Source organism: Paenibacillus sp. XP01 (assembly GCF_057364885.1).
Genome location: NZ_CP139481.1, coordinates 1,852,211 through 1,866,432, shown reverse-complemented (window position 1 = coordinate 1,866,432; position 14,222 = coordinate 1,852,211). Strand labels below are relative to the sequence as shown.

The following is a 14,222-nucleotide window of genomic DNA, read 5'->3' as shown; positions in this document are numbered from 1 at the left end:
ACATTTATAAAATAGTATGTTCAGCAATGGTTCAACATGATTCTGGTTTTCATACCCTATTCGACTCTACATGGAGCGATTCCTCTTTTGAAGCCCCAAATACCTAACATTTATATTTTACATTAATAACACGTATTTATCTTCTATTAAACAACAATCATGGGCAATTTTCACAAAAAGGGTGCAAAAAGCCCTCATCCCTTACGGGGTGAGGGCTTGAACTTGTATTGTTCAAGTTGATTCGGCTTACAGGTTTTTGTCGCCTGGTTTCCAGTTCATTGCACACAATCCGCCGGATTGCAATGCTTGCAGTACGCGCAACGTTTCTTCAACGCTGCGGCCTACGTCATTGTGGTTCACCACTTGGTATTTCAATTCGCCTTCTGGATCGATGATGAACAGCCCGCGCAATGCAACGCCTTCTTCTTCGATCAGAACGCCGTAATCTTTAGCAACTTGTTTCGTGATATCGGAAGCCAGCGGGAAGTTCAGTTGGCCCAAACCGTTGCTGTCTTTAGGCGTGTTGATCCATGCCTTGTGGCTGTGCACGGAGTCAACGCTCACGCCGAGAATTTCGGTATCCAAAGCTTTGAATTGCTCGTAAGCATCGCTCAAAGCAGTGATTTCAGTAGGACACACGAATGTGAAATCCAAAGGATAAAAGAAAAATACGAGCCATTTACCGCGGTAATCGGACAGTTTAACGGAACCAAATTCTTGTCCGTCTCCTGTTACTGTCTCCATTGCAAAATCAGGTGCTGGTCTGCCAACCAAACGTTCTGCCATAACTAAAATTCCTCCTTTGGGATTATGTAAGCCTCCTTGCGGAGTGCTTAGATCAGGACACGCTAAGTCGCTTGTCCTGCGATGAATGATGTTGTGTACCGCATAACGAGTACATTTAAAATGTTATCATTCGGACTTATCAAAGTCAAGATTATAAACGTTATTTTTTTATAATTATTATAAATAAGAAAATTTATTGACATTCTGTGCAGCAATCGTGAAAACAAGCAGCCCTCTACGATCCTGTCGGAAAGCAAAAGGCTGCTTGAACGGTCAATACATATTAAGCTTGTTTTTTGATCGCTGCAACGATCAGGTCGCCCATCTCGGTGGTGCTGATCGCCGCACTCTTGTCCACGGCGATATCACTCGTGCGGTGTCCGGCATTCAGCACTTCGGATACGGCCGCTTCGATGGCATCGGCGCCTTCCGCATAACCGAACGTTGTACGGAACATCAGGGCGAGCGAAAGAATGGTAGCGATCGGATTCGCCAAGCCTTGGCCGGCGATATCCGGAGCGGAGCCGTGCACCGGCTCATAAAGGCCAAAGCTGCCTTCACCCAGCGACGCGGAGGCGAGCATGCCGATCGAACCGGTCAGCATCGCTGCTTCATCGCTAAGGATGTCGCCGAACATGTTTTCCGTAACGATCACGTCAAAGCTGGCCGGGCGGCGCAGCAATTGCATCGCGCAGTTGTCGACCAATACATGCTCCAGTTCAACGTCCGGATAGTCCGGAGCCACGCGGTTAACGACTTCGCGCCAGAGGCGGGAGGTTTCGAGCACGTTCGCTTTGTCTACGGAAGCCAGCTTTTTGCGGCGTCCTTGCGCGATTTCGAATGCCTGGCGGACGATCCTTTCCACTTCCGTAACATTATAAGCACATGTATCCACGGCCTCTTGACCTTGATCGCTTTCGCGTCTGAACTTCTCCCCGAAGTAAATCCCGCCCGTCAGTTCCCGTACGACCATCAGGTCCGTTCCTTCCAACACTTCAGGTTTAAGCGTGGAAGCATCCTTCAGGCAATTGAACACGACCGCCGGACGCAGGTTCGAGAACAAGCCAAGCTCTTTGCGAATGCCGAGCAAACCGGTTTCCGGGCGAAGCTCCTTGCTGTTATTATCCCATTTCGGACCGCCAACGGCACCAAGCAGGACCGCGTCAGCACTTTTACATACAGCCAGCGTTTCTTCAGGAAGCGGGGTTCCTTTCTCATCGATGGCGATTCCGCCGAACAGAGCATGCTCTGTTTCAAAACGGTAACCAAATACTTCCTCGGTGCGTTTCAATACTTTTTCCGCCTCGGCCACAACTTCGGGTCCGATTCCGTCACCCGCGATAACTGCAATCTTTTTTACATCTGCCATGGTTGTCCTCTCCTTACATCGTTTCATTCATTTCAAACGTATCGTTGAATCAACTCTCTCCTTTTTATCATATTACACGTCCATTTGACCAAGATATACAATCTATGACTTTAATAGATTTTGCCTATAAGAGAGTGAGCGTCGTTGTTCGTCCCCTTCCGTATGGGTTACAATGGAAACGGTAATTCCATTTCAGGTTAGTACAGGAGGGATTGTAATCATGCAGTACACGTACTTGGGAAAATCAGGACTCAAGGTAAGCCGGATCTGTCTCGGCACGATGAACTTTGGACCCGCTACGGATGAAAAGGAAGCTTTCCGCATCATGGATGCGGCATTGGACGCCGGAATCAACTTCTTCGACACGGCCAACATTTACGGGTGGGGAGAAAACTCCGGGCTAACGGAGGAAATCATCGGGCGCTGGTTCAAACAAGGCGGCAACCGCCGGGAAAAAGTCGTGCTTGCCACCAAGGTATACGGCTCCATGCACGACGACACCGATGGTCCCAACAATGAAAGCGGTCTCTCTGCATATAAAATCAGGCGCCATCTGGAAGGCTCCCTCCGCCGTTTGCAAACGGATCATATCGAACTGTACCAGATGCATCATGTGGACCCTGCCGTTACTTGGGACGAGCTGTGGGGAGCGTTCGAGAATGCCGTCCATCAAGGAAAAGTCGGTTACGTCGGTTCCAGCAACTTCGCCGCTTGGCAGATTGCCATTGCCCAGAGCGAAGCCAAAAACCGCCATTTTCTCGGCCTGGTGTCCGAACAGCACAAATACAGCCTAAATTGCCGTTTGCCGGAACTGGAAGTGCTGCCTGCCGCCAAAGAGCTCGGGCTTGGCGTCATTCCGTGGAGCCCGCTGGATGGCGGATTGCTCGGACGCAACGCGCTCCAGAAGCTGGAAGGCTCACGCAGCAGCGGCATTGCCGAACGCATCGACCGTCAGCAGCAGCAGCTGGAACAATTCGCCGCCCTGTGCCGCGAGCTTGGCGAACCGCAGGATACCGTCGCCCTGGCCTGGGTTGCCGCCAACCCGGCGGTTACCGCACCGATTATCGGCCCACGTACTTTGGAGCAATTCGAAACGGCGCTCAAATGCCTTGAGGTTACGCTCGATGCGGAAGTGCTCAAGCGCCTGGACGAGATTTTCCCAGGGCCTGGTGGACACGCACCAAACGCTTATGCTTGGTAACGTCTGCTGTGCATGAACAGATTTAGGCAATAGCATTTATCATATAACGCAATTAACGCAAATAAAGTCTGACCCTTATGCAAAAAAGCCGGGTCAGACTTTATTTTTGTGCTGGTCGACAGAGGACGTAATGGCATCTTCTCTCCTTACGGTACCTTTCTCGTATCAGAAATAGCGGCCCACGCATAAGCATGGCCGCTATTTTCTGTTGAAGCTGTAAGATTAAGATCAAATGAAAACGGGACTTACTTTTTGATCCAGTGCATCATTTCACGCAATTGACCGCCAACCACTTCGATTGGGTGCTCGGACTCGTTGCGGCGAGTTGCTGTCAAGAACGCACGACCGGATTGGTTTTCAAGGATAAAGTCGCGAGCGAATTTACCTTGTTGGATATCGGAAAGCACTTCTTTCATTGCTTTTTTCGTATCTTCAGTTACGACGCGAGGACCCGTTACATAGTCACCGTATTCAGCCGTGTTACTGATGGAGTCGCGCATGCTAGCCAGACCGCCTTCGTACATCAGGTCAACGATCAGTTTCAGCTCATGCAGACACTCGAAGTATGCCATTTCAGGAGCATATCCTGCTTCTGTCAGCGTTTCGAATCCTGCTTTTACAAGGGCACTTACGCCACCGCACAGAACAGCTTGCTCACCGAACAGATCTGTTTCTGTTTCTTCACGGAAGGAAGTTTCGATCACGCCTGCACGCGTGCAGCCGATACCTTTTGCATAAGCAAGGCCGATTTCTTTGGCTTTGCCTGTTGCATCCTGCTCGATCGCGATCAAGCCAGGTACGCCAAATCCTTCCACGTACGTACGACGTACCATGTGGCCAGGGGACTTAGGAGCTACCAGCAATACATCGCTGTCTTTCGGAGCAACGATTTGGCCGAAATGAACGTTGAAACCGTGGGAGAAGAGCAAAGCTGCGCCTTTTTTCAGGTTTGGTTCGATTTCGTTTTTGTATACAGCTGCTTGTGTTTCGTCAGGCAGCAAGATTTGAACCACGTCAGCGCGGCTTGTTGCTTCTGCCGGAGACAATACTTCAAAGCCGTCGTTTTTTGCTGCATCGTACGATTTACCTTCGCGAAGTCCGATAACCACATTCAGTCCGCTATCGCGCAAGTTTTGTGCTTGGGCATGGCCTTGGCTACCATAACCGATAACGGCGATCGTTTTTCCTTTCAATACGCTAAGCTCTGCATCCTGTTCATAATAAGTAGTAACTGCCATGTTTTAAGTCCTCCTTTATTTTGTAAAGAACCCTTCAATAATGAGCGGGTGTCTCAAGGGACCGTGGACCATAGCCGGCGAAACCGTGATGCATGGGGTTTACATGCTCCGATCCATTCAGACACCCGCCCATTAAAGCGGGGATGTATCTCTCTTTTCAAGCGTTACATCACTAAAATGTTAGCTTGTATCAATCCATTGGTTAACTTATTCGTTTACATTCGCGGGTGAGGAGGAATCCTCATTGCTCGATGCGCTTTATGCATTTCCCCGAACAAGGGCCGTTACGCCGGTTCTGGACAATTCGCGAATGCCATAAGGCTTGAGCAGCTCGATCATCGCATCGATTTTGTCGGTATCCCCAACCACTTGAACCATCAGGCTATTTGGACCGATATCCACGACCGCTGCGCGGAACGTTTCTACGACGCCCATAATTTCCGGACGTTCCGCCGGTTCGGACTTCACTTTGATCAAAGCGAGCTCGCGGGCAACCATTGGCTTGATGCTAAAGTCTACAACTTTGATGACATCAATAATTTTGTACAGTTGTTTCTCGATTTGCTCGATCGTTTTGTCATCGCCGACCGTCACAATGACCATCCGGGACAATCCCGGCTCTTCCGATTGACCTACTGTAATGCTTTCAATATTGAAACCGCGTCGACCGAACAATCCAGAAACACGCTGCAGGACACCAGGCTGATCGTTGACCAAAATCGATATCGTATGTCTTATCATTCCTCAGCATCTCCCATCAGCATTTGATTGATCGTTGCTCCTTGCGGAACCATCGGGTACACATTTTCTTCCTTGCTTACAACAAATTCTACAACGACCGGACCGTCTGTGTCCAAGGCTTCTTGCCAAGCACGCTGCGCTTCTTCTTTGTTGGTTGCACGAAGGCCTTTAACGCCGTAAGCCTCAGCCAATTTTACGAAATCCGGGCTTCCTGCCAGATCGATGTGGCTGTAGCGGTTGTCGTAAATGAGCTCCTGCCACTGACGAACCATACCGAGCACCTGGTTGTTGATGATGACGATTTTGACCGGTATGTTGTTGATCGCGCAAATTGCAAGCTCTTGGGAACACATTTGCATGCCGCCGTCGCCATTGATGGAAATAACCAGTCTGTCAGGGTTTGCCATCTGCGCGCCGATCGCCGACGGGAATCCAAAGCCCATCGTTCCCAAACCACCTGAAGTTACCCATGAACGTGGTTGGTTGAATTTGTAATACTGGGCCGCCCACATTTGATGCTGACCGACGTCCGTTGTTACAATGGCTTCGCCTTTGGTCGTTTCATTCAGCATTTCAATAACCCATTGCGGTTTCAGCACTTCGTTCGAATCGTTGTAACGGTAAGGTTTTTCCTGTTTCCACTGCTTGATCTGATCTCTCCAGGCATCCGCACGTTCTGCACGCTGCACTTCCTTGTTGACCAATTCCAAAACCGTTTTGCAATCTCCTACGATCGGAATGTCAGTGGCAACGTTTTTACCGATCTCTGCCGGGTCGATGTCGATATGCACGATTTTTGCAAGCGGTGCGAAGCCGTCAAGCTTGCCCGTTACCCGGTCATCAAAGCGTGCCCCGATGTTGATCAGCAAATCGGCTTGCTGGATGGCTTGGTTGGACGTGTACGTTCCGTGCATGCCCGGCATTCCCGTCCACAGTTCATGACCGCTTGGGAAAGCGCCGAGTCCAAGCAATGTTGTCGTAATCGGAATGCCCGTTTTTTCCACGAATTCCAACAGCGCTTCATGTCCGCCCGAGTAAACGACACCGCCGCCAGCGATGATCATTGGACGTTCCGCTTCCTGAATCGCTTGGGCCAGACGATCGATCTGCAGCTTGTTCGGTACCGTCGTTGGATTGTATCCTCTCAGCGTAACCGGACCTGTCAGTGGTTCGAACAACGTTTTATTGGCCGAAACATCTTTCGGAATGTCGATAAGCACCGGACCTTTGCGTCCTGTGTTCGCGATGTGGAATGCTTCATGAATGATACGCGGCAGATCCTCGACATCTTTGACCAGATAGCTGTGTTTCGTGATCGGCATCGTGATGCCGGTAATGTCTGCTTCCTGGAATGCATCCGAACCAATCAAGCTGGAAACGACATTCCCCGTAATAACGACGAGCGGTACGGAATCCATATAAGCCGTGGCAATGCCTGTAACCAGGTTCGTCGCCCCCGGCCCGGAAGTCGCGATGCACACGCCAACCTTGCCGCTTGCCCGCGCATAACCGTCTGCTGCGTGAATGGCACCTTGTTCATGGCGCGTAAGCACATGTTTGAAATCTTCGAAGCCGTACATCGCATCGTAGATATATAATACGGCACCGCCCGGATATCCAAAGACACACTCGACGCCTTCCAGCAGCAAGCTTCTCAGCAAAATTTCAGAACCGCTAATGACCTCCGGCTTCATCCATTTTTCACGTAATTCATCTGTTGATCGTACTTCTGGAATATGAGCTCCCATCAGTCATCCTCCTCTCGGAATTTACACCATTCTGACATTTGAAGTTACAAAAAAACCTTCCATCCCTGCAAACATAATGATGCTTGCGAGGGACGAAAGGTTGTTCTTCCGTGGTACCACCCAACTTTGCCCGCTATTTCGCAATAACGGACCTTACCAGGTACTAAAAAGACGATGACGTAAAACGATCAAAGTCGTTCCCGTACCTGTTGCCTGTAACGCAGGCATACGATTCCCCCTAATAGGCAAGGAATGATCTCCATTGCTTTTCAGGAAAACAGCTCCGAGGTGAGCTCGTATATAAGGGGTAATGGTGGTGGTTTCAGCAGATCCAGCCACTCTCTGAGCAAAAGAGCCCTTAAAACTTCGTCCTCTTCATAGCCGATAAAATATTCTCGTTAAATGTTAGGAACATTATATGACCCCGGCAGCAGATAAGTCAATACCTGATTTTAATTAATTTCAGAACGCCCGTTTCATATGCTCGTAACAAACACGGCGCTTTCCCGCAGCGCTTTCCAAAATGAAAATATTTTTTCTCCCTGAATCCAATACGCAATATTGGGAACAGGACATAGCTTAAGCATTTCTTTCAACGCTTCCATCGTTTAACATAACCCATTTTCACTCTTTCATTCAGTCACCTTTCAACTTCATCCAGGCATAAAATATACGAGCACCAAGACCTCTTACGAAAGGAGGCCCGGCATGGTCATTCGGCAGCGCAAATCCAAACTGGACGATGCCGCCATCATGCGGTTAATCGATACCGAACTTGTTCCGTTGTCCCATATGGGTGAGAACGATATCAACAAAATTCGCAAAGAAATACCCCTGCGGATGAGCAGGGGCATGACCTTCGTGATTTCTCCGAGTCCCGACAAAGAAGCCTTGGCCTTCATCCATCTTCTCATGCATGGCGAGCTGCTGTACATCGACATGATGGCCGTTTCCGCCAAAGAACAGCGCAAACGATACGGGCAAACGCTCCTGCATAAAGCAGAAACATTCGCCACATCACGCGGCTGCAAAATATCCAAAGTCATGGTGGACGAAGGAAATATGAAAGGACTTCAGTTTTATCAAAAACAAGGATATCGCATCATCCGATATATCATGATCAGCCGCTGCTTTGAGCTCGAAAAAAACATCTGAGCTCGAAAAGAGGAGCACTCTTCGCCGTCTCCCCGAAACCAATTTAGGCATTTGCCGTCCTTCGTGGTCCTTGTCGCCGCCTCTGCTCCCCCAAACAACCGTCTATCGGTATAATTCATTCGACCGGAAGGGCGAAATCAATCGTCTTTAGTAAAATCCTGGTGGACGCGGGCCCGGTCCATAAGGACTGAAGCCAGGACCAATCCCAGGGTACCCGGCCCCATAGCCAGGGCCATACCCCGCTCCACATCCCGGTTTCGGACCCGGCCCATAACCTGGTCCAGGTGCTCCATAACCAGGGCCATAAGCATACGGCAAGGTTGCAATAGCCAACAAATCAAATAAAACGAGTGGCAAAATTGCTTTTGTGCGAACCTTTTTGCCGTCTATGCGTTTCAACACAAGCTTGTTTCCGGATATCTTCACCAGTCTTCCAGTAACCCGAGTTCCGTCCTTTTTGACCGCAACGATATTTTGGCCAACAAACTTCATCGCATCAGTACGCGTAATTCGTGATCTCATACTTTCCCCTCCTCCTCGGATCGTTCAAAACAGTGTATTCGTCCAAAGCATGGTTCGCCTGTTTCTTTGTCCATGCCCAAAAATTTGGGGGATTCCCCCTACCCTGTTGAGCGGCTTCCAAACGAATGAATGTAACAGAAAAAGGCCCGCAAGCGCGGGCCCTTTATGGTAAAACCTGATATGGTGATGTTCACATTTGTCGGTGAAACTACCTTTTCCCGGGATCGTACGGTTCGCCCAATGCGGATGGCGCGGAAGAACGCCCTACCGCAGCAATCAGCACAATCAGTGTGAGCAGGTATGGAAGCATATAAATAATTTCCTGGGGAATACTTTGCGTCCATTCGAACAACTGTACATAGTTCCGGATCGCTTGCGAGAAACCGAAGAATACGGCTGCGCCAAAGGCACCGATCGGGTTCCATTTACCAAAGATCATGGCTGCAATCGCAATATACCCCTGTCCGGATACCGTATTATGGGAGAACGTTCCTGTCGTTGTCAATGTAATGGCCGCCCCGCCAACTGCTGCGAGCGCGCCACTGATCATCACCGCAACATAACGGTAACGGCGAACTTTCACACCGACAGTATCCGCTGCACTCGGGTGCTCGCCCACGGAACGCAACCGAAGACCGAAAGGTGTTTTGAACATGATGTAATACGTCAGGAAAACAAATACGATCGCCAGATAGGTTGTCGGATATACGTTCTTGAACAACGCTTCACCGAGCAAAGGAATATCCTTGAGCAGCGGCACGTCGAATTTGTTGAAACCTTGCACCAACGGGGAGTCCCCGGAACCTTCAAACAACAATTTAACCAAATACAGCGTGCTTCCTGCCGCCAGGAAGTTGATCACGATCCCGCTGATGATTTGATCCGCTTTAAACGTAATGGACGCGACCGCATGAATCAAGGATACCAGTATGCCTAGCAAAACAGCGCACAGTACACCCATCCATGCCGAAGTCGTTCCTCCCATGCCCGCTTCCTGAGCATAGTGTGCACCAATCCCTGCCGCAAACGCGCCAAAGACCATGAAACCTTCAATTCCGAGGTTGGTTACACCGGACTTTTCCGAAAAAATTCCGCCTAGGGATGCAAAAATCAATGCCGTGGCAAAGACAAGCGTCGTATTGATAATTTGCCCAATTGTCAACAAGTCCATCTACAACACCTTCTCTTTCTTGCGCTTGGAATAGAACGGTTTAAGTACCCAGCGCACGATGCCTTGTGCCGCAATGAAGAAGATAATCGAACCGATCACAATCCGAATGATTTCAGGCGGCACATCCGCGGCAAAGCTCATCCCCGCAGAGCCATAAGTAAGCGTACCGAACAACAAAGCTCCGAGCAGAACGCCGAACGGATGATTCAAACCAATCAACGCTACCGCGATGCCGTCAAAGCCCGTTCCCGGAGAACCGGACATCACGGTCTGATATTGGAATACGCCCAGAACCTGGAACGCTCCGCCAAGACCTGCAAGCATACCGCTGATGAACATCGCTTTGACAATGTTGCGATTTACGTGCATGCCCGCATATTCGGCCGCATTAGGGTTGAGACCTACAGCACGGATTTCATAACCCTGTTTCGTTTTCCACATGTAAATATAAAAGACCACGGCCAAAACGAGAGCGATCAGCGTACCCAAATGCACGCGGGAATTGCCCATCAACTCAGACAGCCAGTTCAAACTGATCGAAGCCGATTCGCTAATATCGACGGAACGGTTTTCGCCCTGAAGCAGCAGAAATTGGCGCACGATCAAATTAGCCAGATAAAGCCCGATCCAGTTCAGCATGATACTGCTGATAACTTCGTTTACGCCACGCGCAGCCTTCAAATAACCGGCAATCGCCGCCCACAGTCCACCGAAAAGGGCTCCCGCGATCATGGCGAGCGGTGCATGGATATAAATAGGCAGACCTGCAAATTTAACCCCGACAAACGTCGCAGCCGTCATACCTACGAGAAATTGACCTTCTCCCCCGATGTTAAACAAACCTGCGCGCGAAGCGAATGCAAACGCAAGCCCGGTCATGATGAGCGGTGTCATCTCCCGCACGGCTTCGCCGAAGTTGTACATATCGCCAAACACTTTGGTGAACAGCGCGCTATATGCTTCAACCGGGTTGTATCCACCGAACAGCATGACGATTCCGCCCAAAATCAATCCCATGACGATGGCCACAACAGGCAAAATAAAGGAATCTCGGGTAAACCATTTCAATATGTTACTCATGCACAGTACCTCTCTTTTGGGTGCTGCCCGCCATCATCAAGCCGAGCTCCCTGTCATTGGTTTCTTCCGGCAGCACCTCGCCCACAATCCGTCCCTCGTAGATGACGGCAATGCGGTCAGACACGTTGATGATCTCATCCAGTTCGAACGAAATCAGCAAAACGGCCTTCCCTTGATCCCGCTGGGCAATCAATTGCTTTTGCACAAACTCGATCGCACCAACGTCCAAACCGCGGGTTGGCTGAGCAGCGATAAGAAGCTCCGGATTTTTGTCGACTTCGCGCGCAATAATCGCTTTCTGCTGGTTCCCTCCCGACAAAGAGCGGGCTTTCGTTTCAATGCTTGGTGTACGCACGTCAAACGCCTCGACCAGCCTTTTGGCTTGTTTTTTGATCGCGTCAAAATTGAGGAACCCTCTGCGGGTATAAGGCGCCTTGTAATAAGACTCCAGAACAATGTTTTCACTAACGGAAAAATCGAGAACAAGTCCATGTTTATGCCGATCTTCGGGAATATGCGCTAACCCGGATTCCGAGATATAACGCGGAGACTGGTTGGCAAGTTCTTTCCCTTGCAAACGAATGGAGCCGCCGTCCACTTTGCGCAGGCCGGTGAGCGCTTCGATCAACTCGCTCTGGCCGTTGCCGTCAACGCCTGCAATGCCGACGATTTCTCCGGCGCGCACATTCAGGTTAAGCTGATTCAGAACGGAAATGCCTTCCTTGTTTTTGGACGACAAATTGCTGACTTCCAGCACGTTCGCACCCGGAGTCGCAGGTTTTTTGTCTACCTTAAACGTTACGTTGCGTCCAACCATCTTTTCGGCCAGCTCGTTCGGGTTGGTTTCCGACGTTTTCACCGAATCGATAACTTTGCCTCGGCGAATGATGGTAACCGTATCGGAAATTTCCATGATTTCTTTCAGCTTGTGCGTGATCAAAATAATGGATTTGCCTTCGGCCACCAACTTCTTCATGATCTGCATCAATTCTTTGATTTCCTGCGGAGTCAATACGGCCGTAGGCTCGTCAAAGATCAGAATGTCCGCACCGCGATACAAGGTCTTCACGATTTCAACGCGCTGCTGCATACCCACCGAGATATCGTGGATTTTGGCATGCGGGTTCACCTGAAGTCCATATTGTTCGGACAGGCGCTGTACTTCTGCTGCTGCTTTTTTATAGTTAATGTTGGGACCTTTGGTAGGCTCAGATCCCAAAATAATGTTCTCTGTTACCGTGAACGGCTGGACAAGCTTAAAGTGCTGATGCACCATGCCGATGCCAAGCTCAATCGCTTTGTTTGGACTATCAATGATCACCGGCTTGCCGTTCACCTCAATGGATCCTTCATCCGGCTGATAGAGGCCAAATACAATATTCATCAATGTTGACTTACCAGCACCGTTTTCGCCCAATAAAGCATGAATCTCGCCTTTTCGAAGCTGAAGGCTGATAGCGTCGTTGGCAACAATGCCTGGGAAACGCTTCGTGATTTGTTTTAACTCAACGACGGGGGTTCCTGCACCCATGTAATCACCCTTATAACTGATATAGTGTGTGGTTCCGCAAAACGAAAGAAAAACGTCCATCGACGTTAATTGTTAGACCGAATGCTTCTTGCGATTGTTCTTCATGCAATATGTCTGAAACGCTCCTTTTGGAGGCTTCGCTGGCCAAGATAAGCTGCGGGCAATCATAAGGCCGGTCAAGACCGGCCCAATGACGTATTTCCTTATTTGCAAACCATATTATTCGGTAGGTACTTTAATTTCGCCGCTGATGATTTTTTGTTTGTACTCTTCCACTTTGTCCAGGATTTCCTTGGATACGTTTTTCGTGGATGTGTCTGCGATGCCTACGCCGTTTTCTTTCAGAGTCAGATTTTCTGCTCCGCCTTTGAACGTACCGTCGATCACTTCTTTATTCACGCGTTTAACCGCTTCGTCAACTTTTTTGATCATGGAAGTCAGGGTCACATCGTCGCCAAATTCAAGGGATTGGTCTTTGTCGACACCGATAACCCATACGTCTTGTCCTTGTTTCTTGCGAGCGATCGCTTCGTTGAACACACCGTTTCCTGTTGCGCCCGAAGCGTGGAAAATGATATCTACGCCTTTGTTGTACAGTGTCGCTGCCGCTGCTTTACCAAGGTCAGGCTTGTCGAACGCGCCTGTGTAGTTGGAAATAAATTCGGCATCCGGATTTACAGCTTTTACGCCTTCTCTGAAGCCAACTTCAAATTTCTTGATCAGCGGGCTGTCCATACCGCCGACAAAACCGATTTTGTTCGTTTTTGTGCTCAGTCCGGCAACAACGCCTACGAGGTAAGACCCTTCTTCTTCAGCAAAGGTTACGGATTTAACGTTTGGCGCATCCACAACGCTGTCGATGATGGCCAGTTTGGCATCCGGGTTTTGGTCAGCAACCGTTTTGATCGCATCAGCCAATTGGAACCCGATTCCCCAAGTCAAGGAGTAGTTGTTTTTAACAAACTCGTTCAAGTTAGGAATATACTCTTCATCAGCTTTGGATTGCAGGTATTTTACTTTCGCTCCGGTTTCAGTCTCTGTTGCTTGCAGAGCTTCCCAAGCGGATTGGTTAAAGGATTTGTCGTTAACGCCGCCGACATCGGTTACCATACCGATCGTCACATCGCTGGCAGTTTCCGTTTTAGGTGCTTCAGTGCTTCCACCTGCATTATTTTCTTCAGCAGGTTTGCTGCCGCAACCTGCAAGCAGTACGGAACCGGCAAGCAGCATCGACAAGGACAAGCTCAAAAACTTCTTCATTTAATCTGTTCCCCCTTAATGATATATACCTAATTCCAATCCGAGCCATATTGGACGAAATGAACAGATATCAGACGCAGATAATCATTGGAATGTATGGTTTATCAAGCAATAAACCTTAATTCCTTGCTGATCCAGCCCGTTGATCTGTCGAAAAACCGAACATTATGACCAAGAAAGAAAAGTTTAGGACTAGCCTACAGAGGTGATTATACATTTAACCAGTGTATAAATCTAGATGTTCCTTAGCAAAGTTCACTTATTTTTGTACTTTTTTTGTTGGAAACGCTTTAAAATTTAGCGATTTAACACACTAACGTCAAAACGATGTTACGTTATGTGACAAAAATGTGACTCTTGTTATATTTCCAACTTGATTTCACTCAAAAAAACTTGCATTATTTCACACAGCCAATGATA

The 14,222-nt window shown here is 49.1% G+C and carries 13 protein-coding genes; 2 read left to right on the top strand and 11 right to left on the bottom strand.

All coding sequences use genetic code 11. The annotated features are described in order from the left end of the window. Positions 1-246: 246 nt before the first annotated feature. Positions 247-786 carry a peroxiredoxin gene (locus SNR34_RS08675; protein WP_236415981.1) on the bottom strand — a complete coding sequence of 180 codons (540 nt, stop codon included), beginning with the start codon at positions 784-786 and terminating at the stop codon, positions 247-249. Positions 787-1,069: 283 nt separating this feature from the next. Beyond that, entirely contained in the window at positions 1,070-2,155 is a 1,086-nt protein-coding gene (gene leuB / locus SNR34_RS08670; RefSeq protein ID WP_486181710.1) for a 3-isopropylmalate dehydrogenase, read from the bottom strand. Between the two features lie 220 nt (positions 2,156-2,375). On the opposite strand from leuB, the gene SNR34_RS08665 reads away from it, so the two are divergent. Beyond that, positions 2,376-3,356, top strand: coding sequence for an aldo/keto reductase (locus SNR34_RS08665; protein WP_486181709.1), 981 nt, complete (start codon positions 2,376-2,378; stop codon positions 3,354-3,356). A 245-nt stretch (positions 3,357-3,601) separates the two neighbouring features. Here SNR34_RS08665 and ilvC read toward each other — a convergent pair whose 3' ends face one another. The 4 genes from ilvC to SNR34_RS08645 all read right to left on the bottom strand — a co-directional run bounded on the left by ilvC (position 3,602) and on the right by SNR34_RS08645 (position 7,688). After that, on the bottom strand, positions 3,602-4,594 hold the full coding sequence (ilvC, locus tag SNR34_RS08660; protein ID WP_236415988.1) for a ketol-acid reductoisomerase: 993 nt from the start codon (positions 4,592-4,594) through the stop codon (positions 3,602-3,604). Positions 4,595-4,852: 258 nt separating this feature from the next. Further along, entirely contained in the window at positions 4,853-5,335 is a 483-nt protein-coding gene (gene ilvN, locus SNR34_RS08655) for an acetolactate synthase small subunit (protein WP_236415990.1), read from the bottom strand. Continuing rightward, positions 5,332-7,083, bottom strand: coding sequence for a biosynthetic-type acetolactate synthase large subunit (gene ilvB / locus SNR34_RS08650; protein WP_236415991.1), 1,752 nt, complete (start codon positions 7,081-7,083; stop codon positions 5,332-5,334). The genes ilvN and ilvB overlap by 4 nt, the downstream gene beginning before the upstream one ends. Positions 7,084-7,559: 476 nt before the next feature. After that, positions 7,560-7,688, bottom strand: a complete 129-nt coding sequence (locus SNR34_RS08645) for a hypothetical protein (RefSeq protein ID WP_486181708.1) — start codon at positions 7,686-7,688, stop codon at positions 7,560-7,562. Positions 7,689-7,791: 103 nt separating this feature from the next. On the opposite strand from SNR34_RS08645, the gene SNR34_RS08640 reads away from it, so the two are divergent. Further along, positions 7,792-8,238 carry a GNAT family N-acetyltransferase gene (locus SNR34_RS08640; protein WP_339277067.1) on the top strand — a complete coding sequence of 149 codons (447 nt, stop codon included), beginning with the start codon at positions 7,792-7,794 and terminating at the stop codon, positions 8,236-8,238. A gap of 147 nt (positions 8,239-8,385) precedes the next feature. Here the strand turns inward: SNR34_RS08640 and SNR34_RS08635 are convergent, their stop codons facing one another. From SNR34_RS08635 to SNR34_RS08615, 5 genes are all read right to left on the bottom strand, one after another. Next, the gene (locus tag SNR34_RS08635) at positions 8,386-8,760 is read right to left on the bottom strand and encodes a hypothetical protein (protein WP_236415994.1); all 375 of its coding nucleotides are present in this window, start codon (positions 8,758-8,760) and stop codon (positions 8,386-8,388) included. Between the two features lie 208 nt (positions 8,761-8,968). Next, the gene (locus tag SNR34_RS08630) at positions 8,969-9,931 is read right to left on the bottom strand and encodes an ABC transporter permease (protein WP_486181707.1); all 963 of its coding nucleotides are present in this window, start codon (positions 9,929-9,931) and stop codon (positions 8,969-8,971) included. Next, positions 9,932-11,011, bottom strand: coding sequence for an ABC transporter permease (locus SNR34_RS08625; RefSeq protein ID WP_236415996.1), 1,080 nt, complete (start codon positions 11,009-11,011; stop codon positions 9,932-9,934). Further along, positions 11,004-12,542: an ABC transporter ATP-binding protein gene (locus tag SNR34_RS08620; protein WP_236415997.1), complete on the bottom strand. Its 1,539-nt coding sequence runs from the start codon at positions 12,540-12,542 to the stop codon at positions 11,004-11,006. The genes SNR34_RS08625 and SNR34_RS08620 overlap by 8 nt, the downstream gene beginning before the upstream one ends. Positions 12,543-12,761: 219 nt before the next feature. Then, on the bottom strand, positions 12,762-13,802 hold the full coding sequence (locus SNR34_RS08615) for a BMP family lipoprotein (protein WP_236415998.1): 1,041 nt from the start codon (positions 13,800-13,802) through the stop codon (positions 12,762-12,764). Positions 13,803-14,222 lie beyond the last annotated feature (420 nt).

Coding starts and splice junctions, on each gene's coding strand:
- SNR34_RS08675 (WP_236415981.1), bottom strand. CDS start 786: ATGGCAGAACGTTTGGTTGGCAGACCAGCACCTGATTTTGCAATGGAG.
- leuB (WP_486181710.1), bottom strand. CDS start 2,155: ATGGCAGATGTAAAAAAGATTGCAGTTATCGCGGGTGACGGAATCGGA.
- SNR34_RS08665 (WP_486181709.1), top strand. CDS start 2,376: ATGCAGTACACGTACTTGGGAAAATCAGGACTCAAGGTAAGCCGGATC.
- ilvC (WP_236415988.1), bottom strand. CDS start 4,594: ATGGCAGTTACTACTTATTATGAACAGGATGCAGAGCTTAGCGTATTG.
- ilvN (WP_236415990.1), bottom strand. CDS start 5,335: ATGATAAGACATACGATATCGATTTTGGTCAACGATCAGCCTGGTGTC.
- ilvB (WP_236415991.1), bottom strand. CDS start 7,083: ATGGGAGCTCATATTCCAGAAGTACGATCAACAGATGAATTACGTGAA.
- SNR34_RS08645 (WP_486181708.1), bottom strand. CDS start 7,688: ATGGAAGCGTTGAAAGAAATGCTTAAGCTATGTCCTGTTCCCAATATT.
- SNR34_RS08640 (WP_339277067.1), top strand. CDS start 7,792: ATGGTCATTCGGCAGCGCAAATCCAAACTGGACGATGCCGCCATCATG.
- SNR34_RS08635 (WP_236415994.1), bottom strand. CDS start 8,760: ATGAGATCACGAATTACGCGTACTGATGCGATGAAGTTTGTTGGCCAA.
- SNR34_RS08630 (WP_486181707.1), bottom strand. CDS start 9,931: ATGGACTTGTTGACAATTGGGCAAATTATCAATACGACGCTTGTCTTT.
- SNR34_RS08625 (WP_236415996.1), bottom strand. CDS start 11,011: ATGAGTAACATATTGAAATGGTTTACCCGAGATTCCTTTATTTTGCCT.
- SNR34_RS08620 (WP_236415997.1), bottom strand. CDS start 12,542: ATGGGTGCAGGAACCCCCGTCGTTGAGTTAAAACAAATCACGAAGCGT.
- SNR34_RS08615 (WP_236415998.1), bottom strand. CDS start 13,802: ATGAAGAAGTTTTTGAGCTTGTCCTTGTCGATGCTGCTTGCCGGTTCC.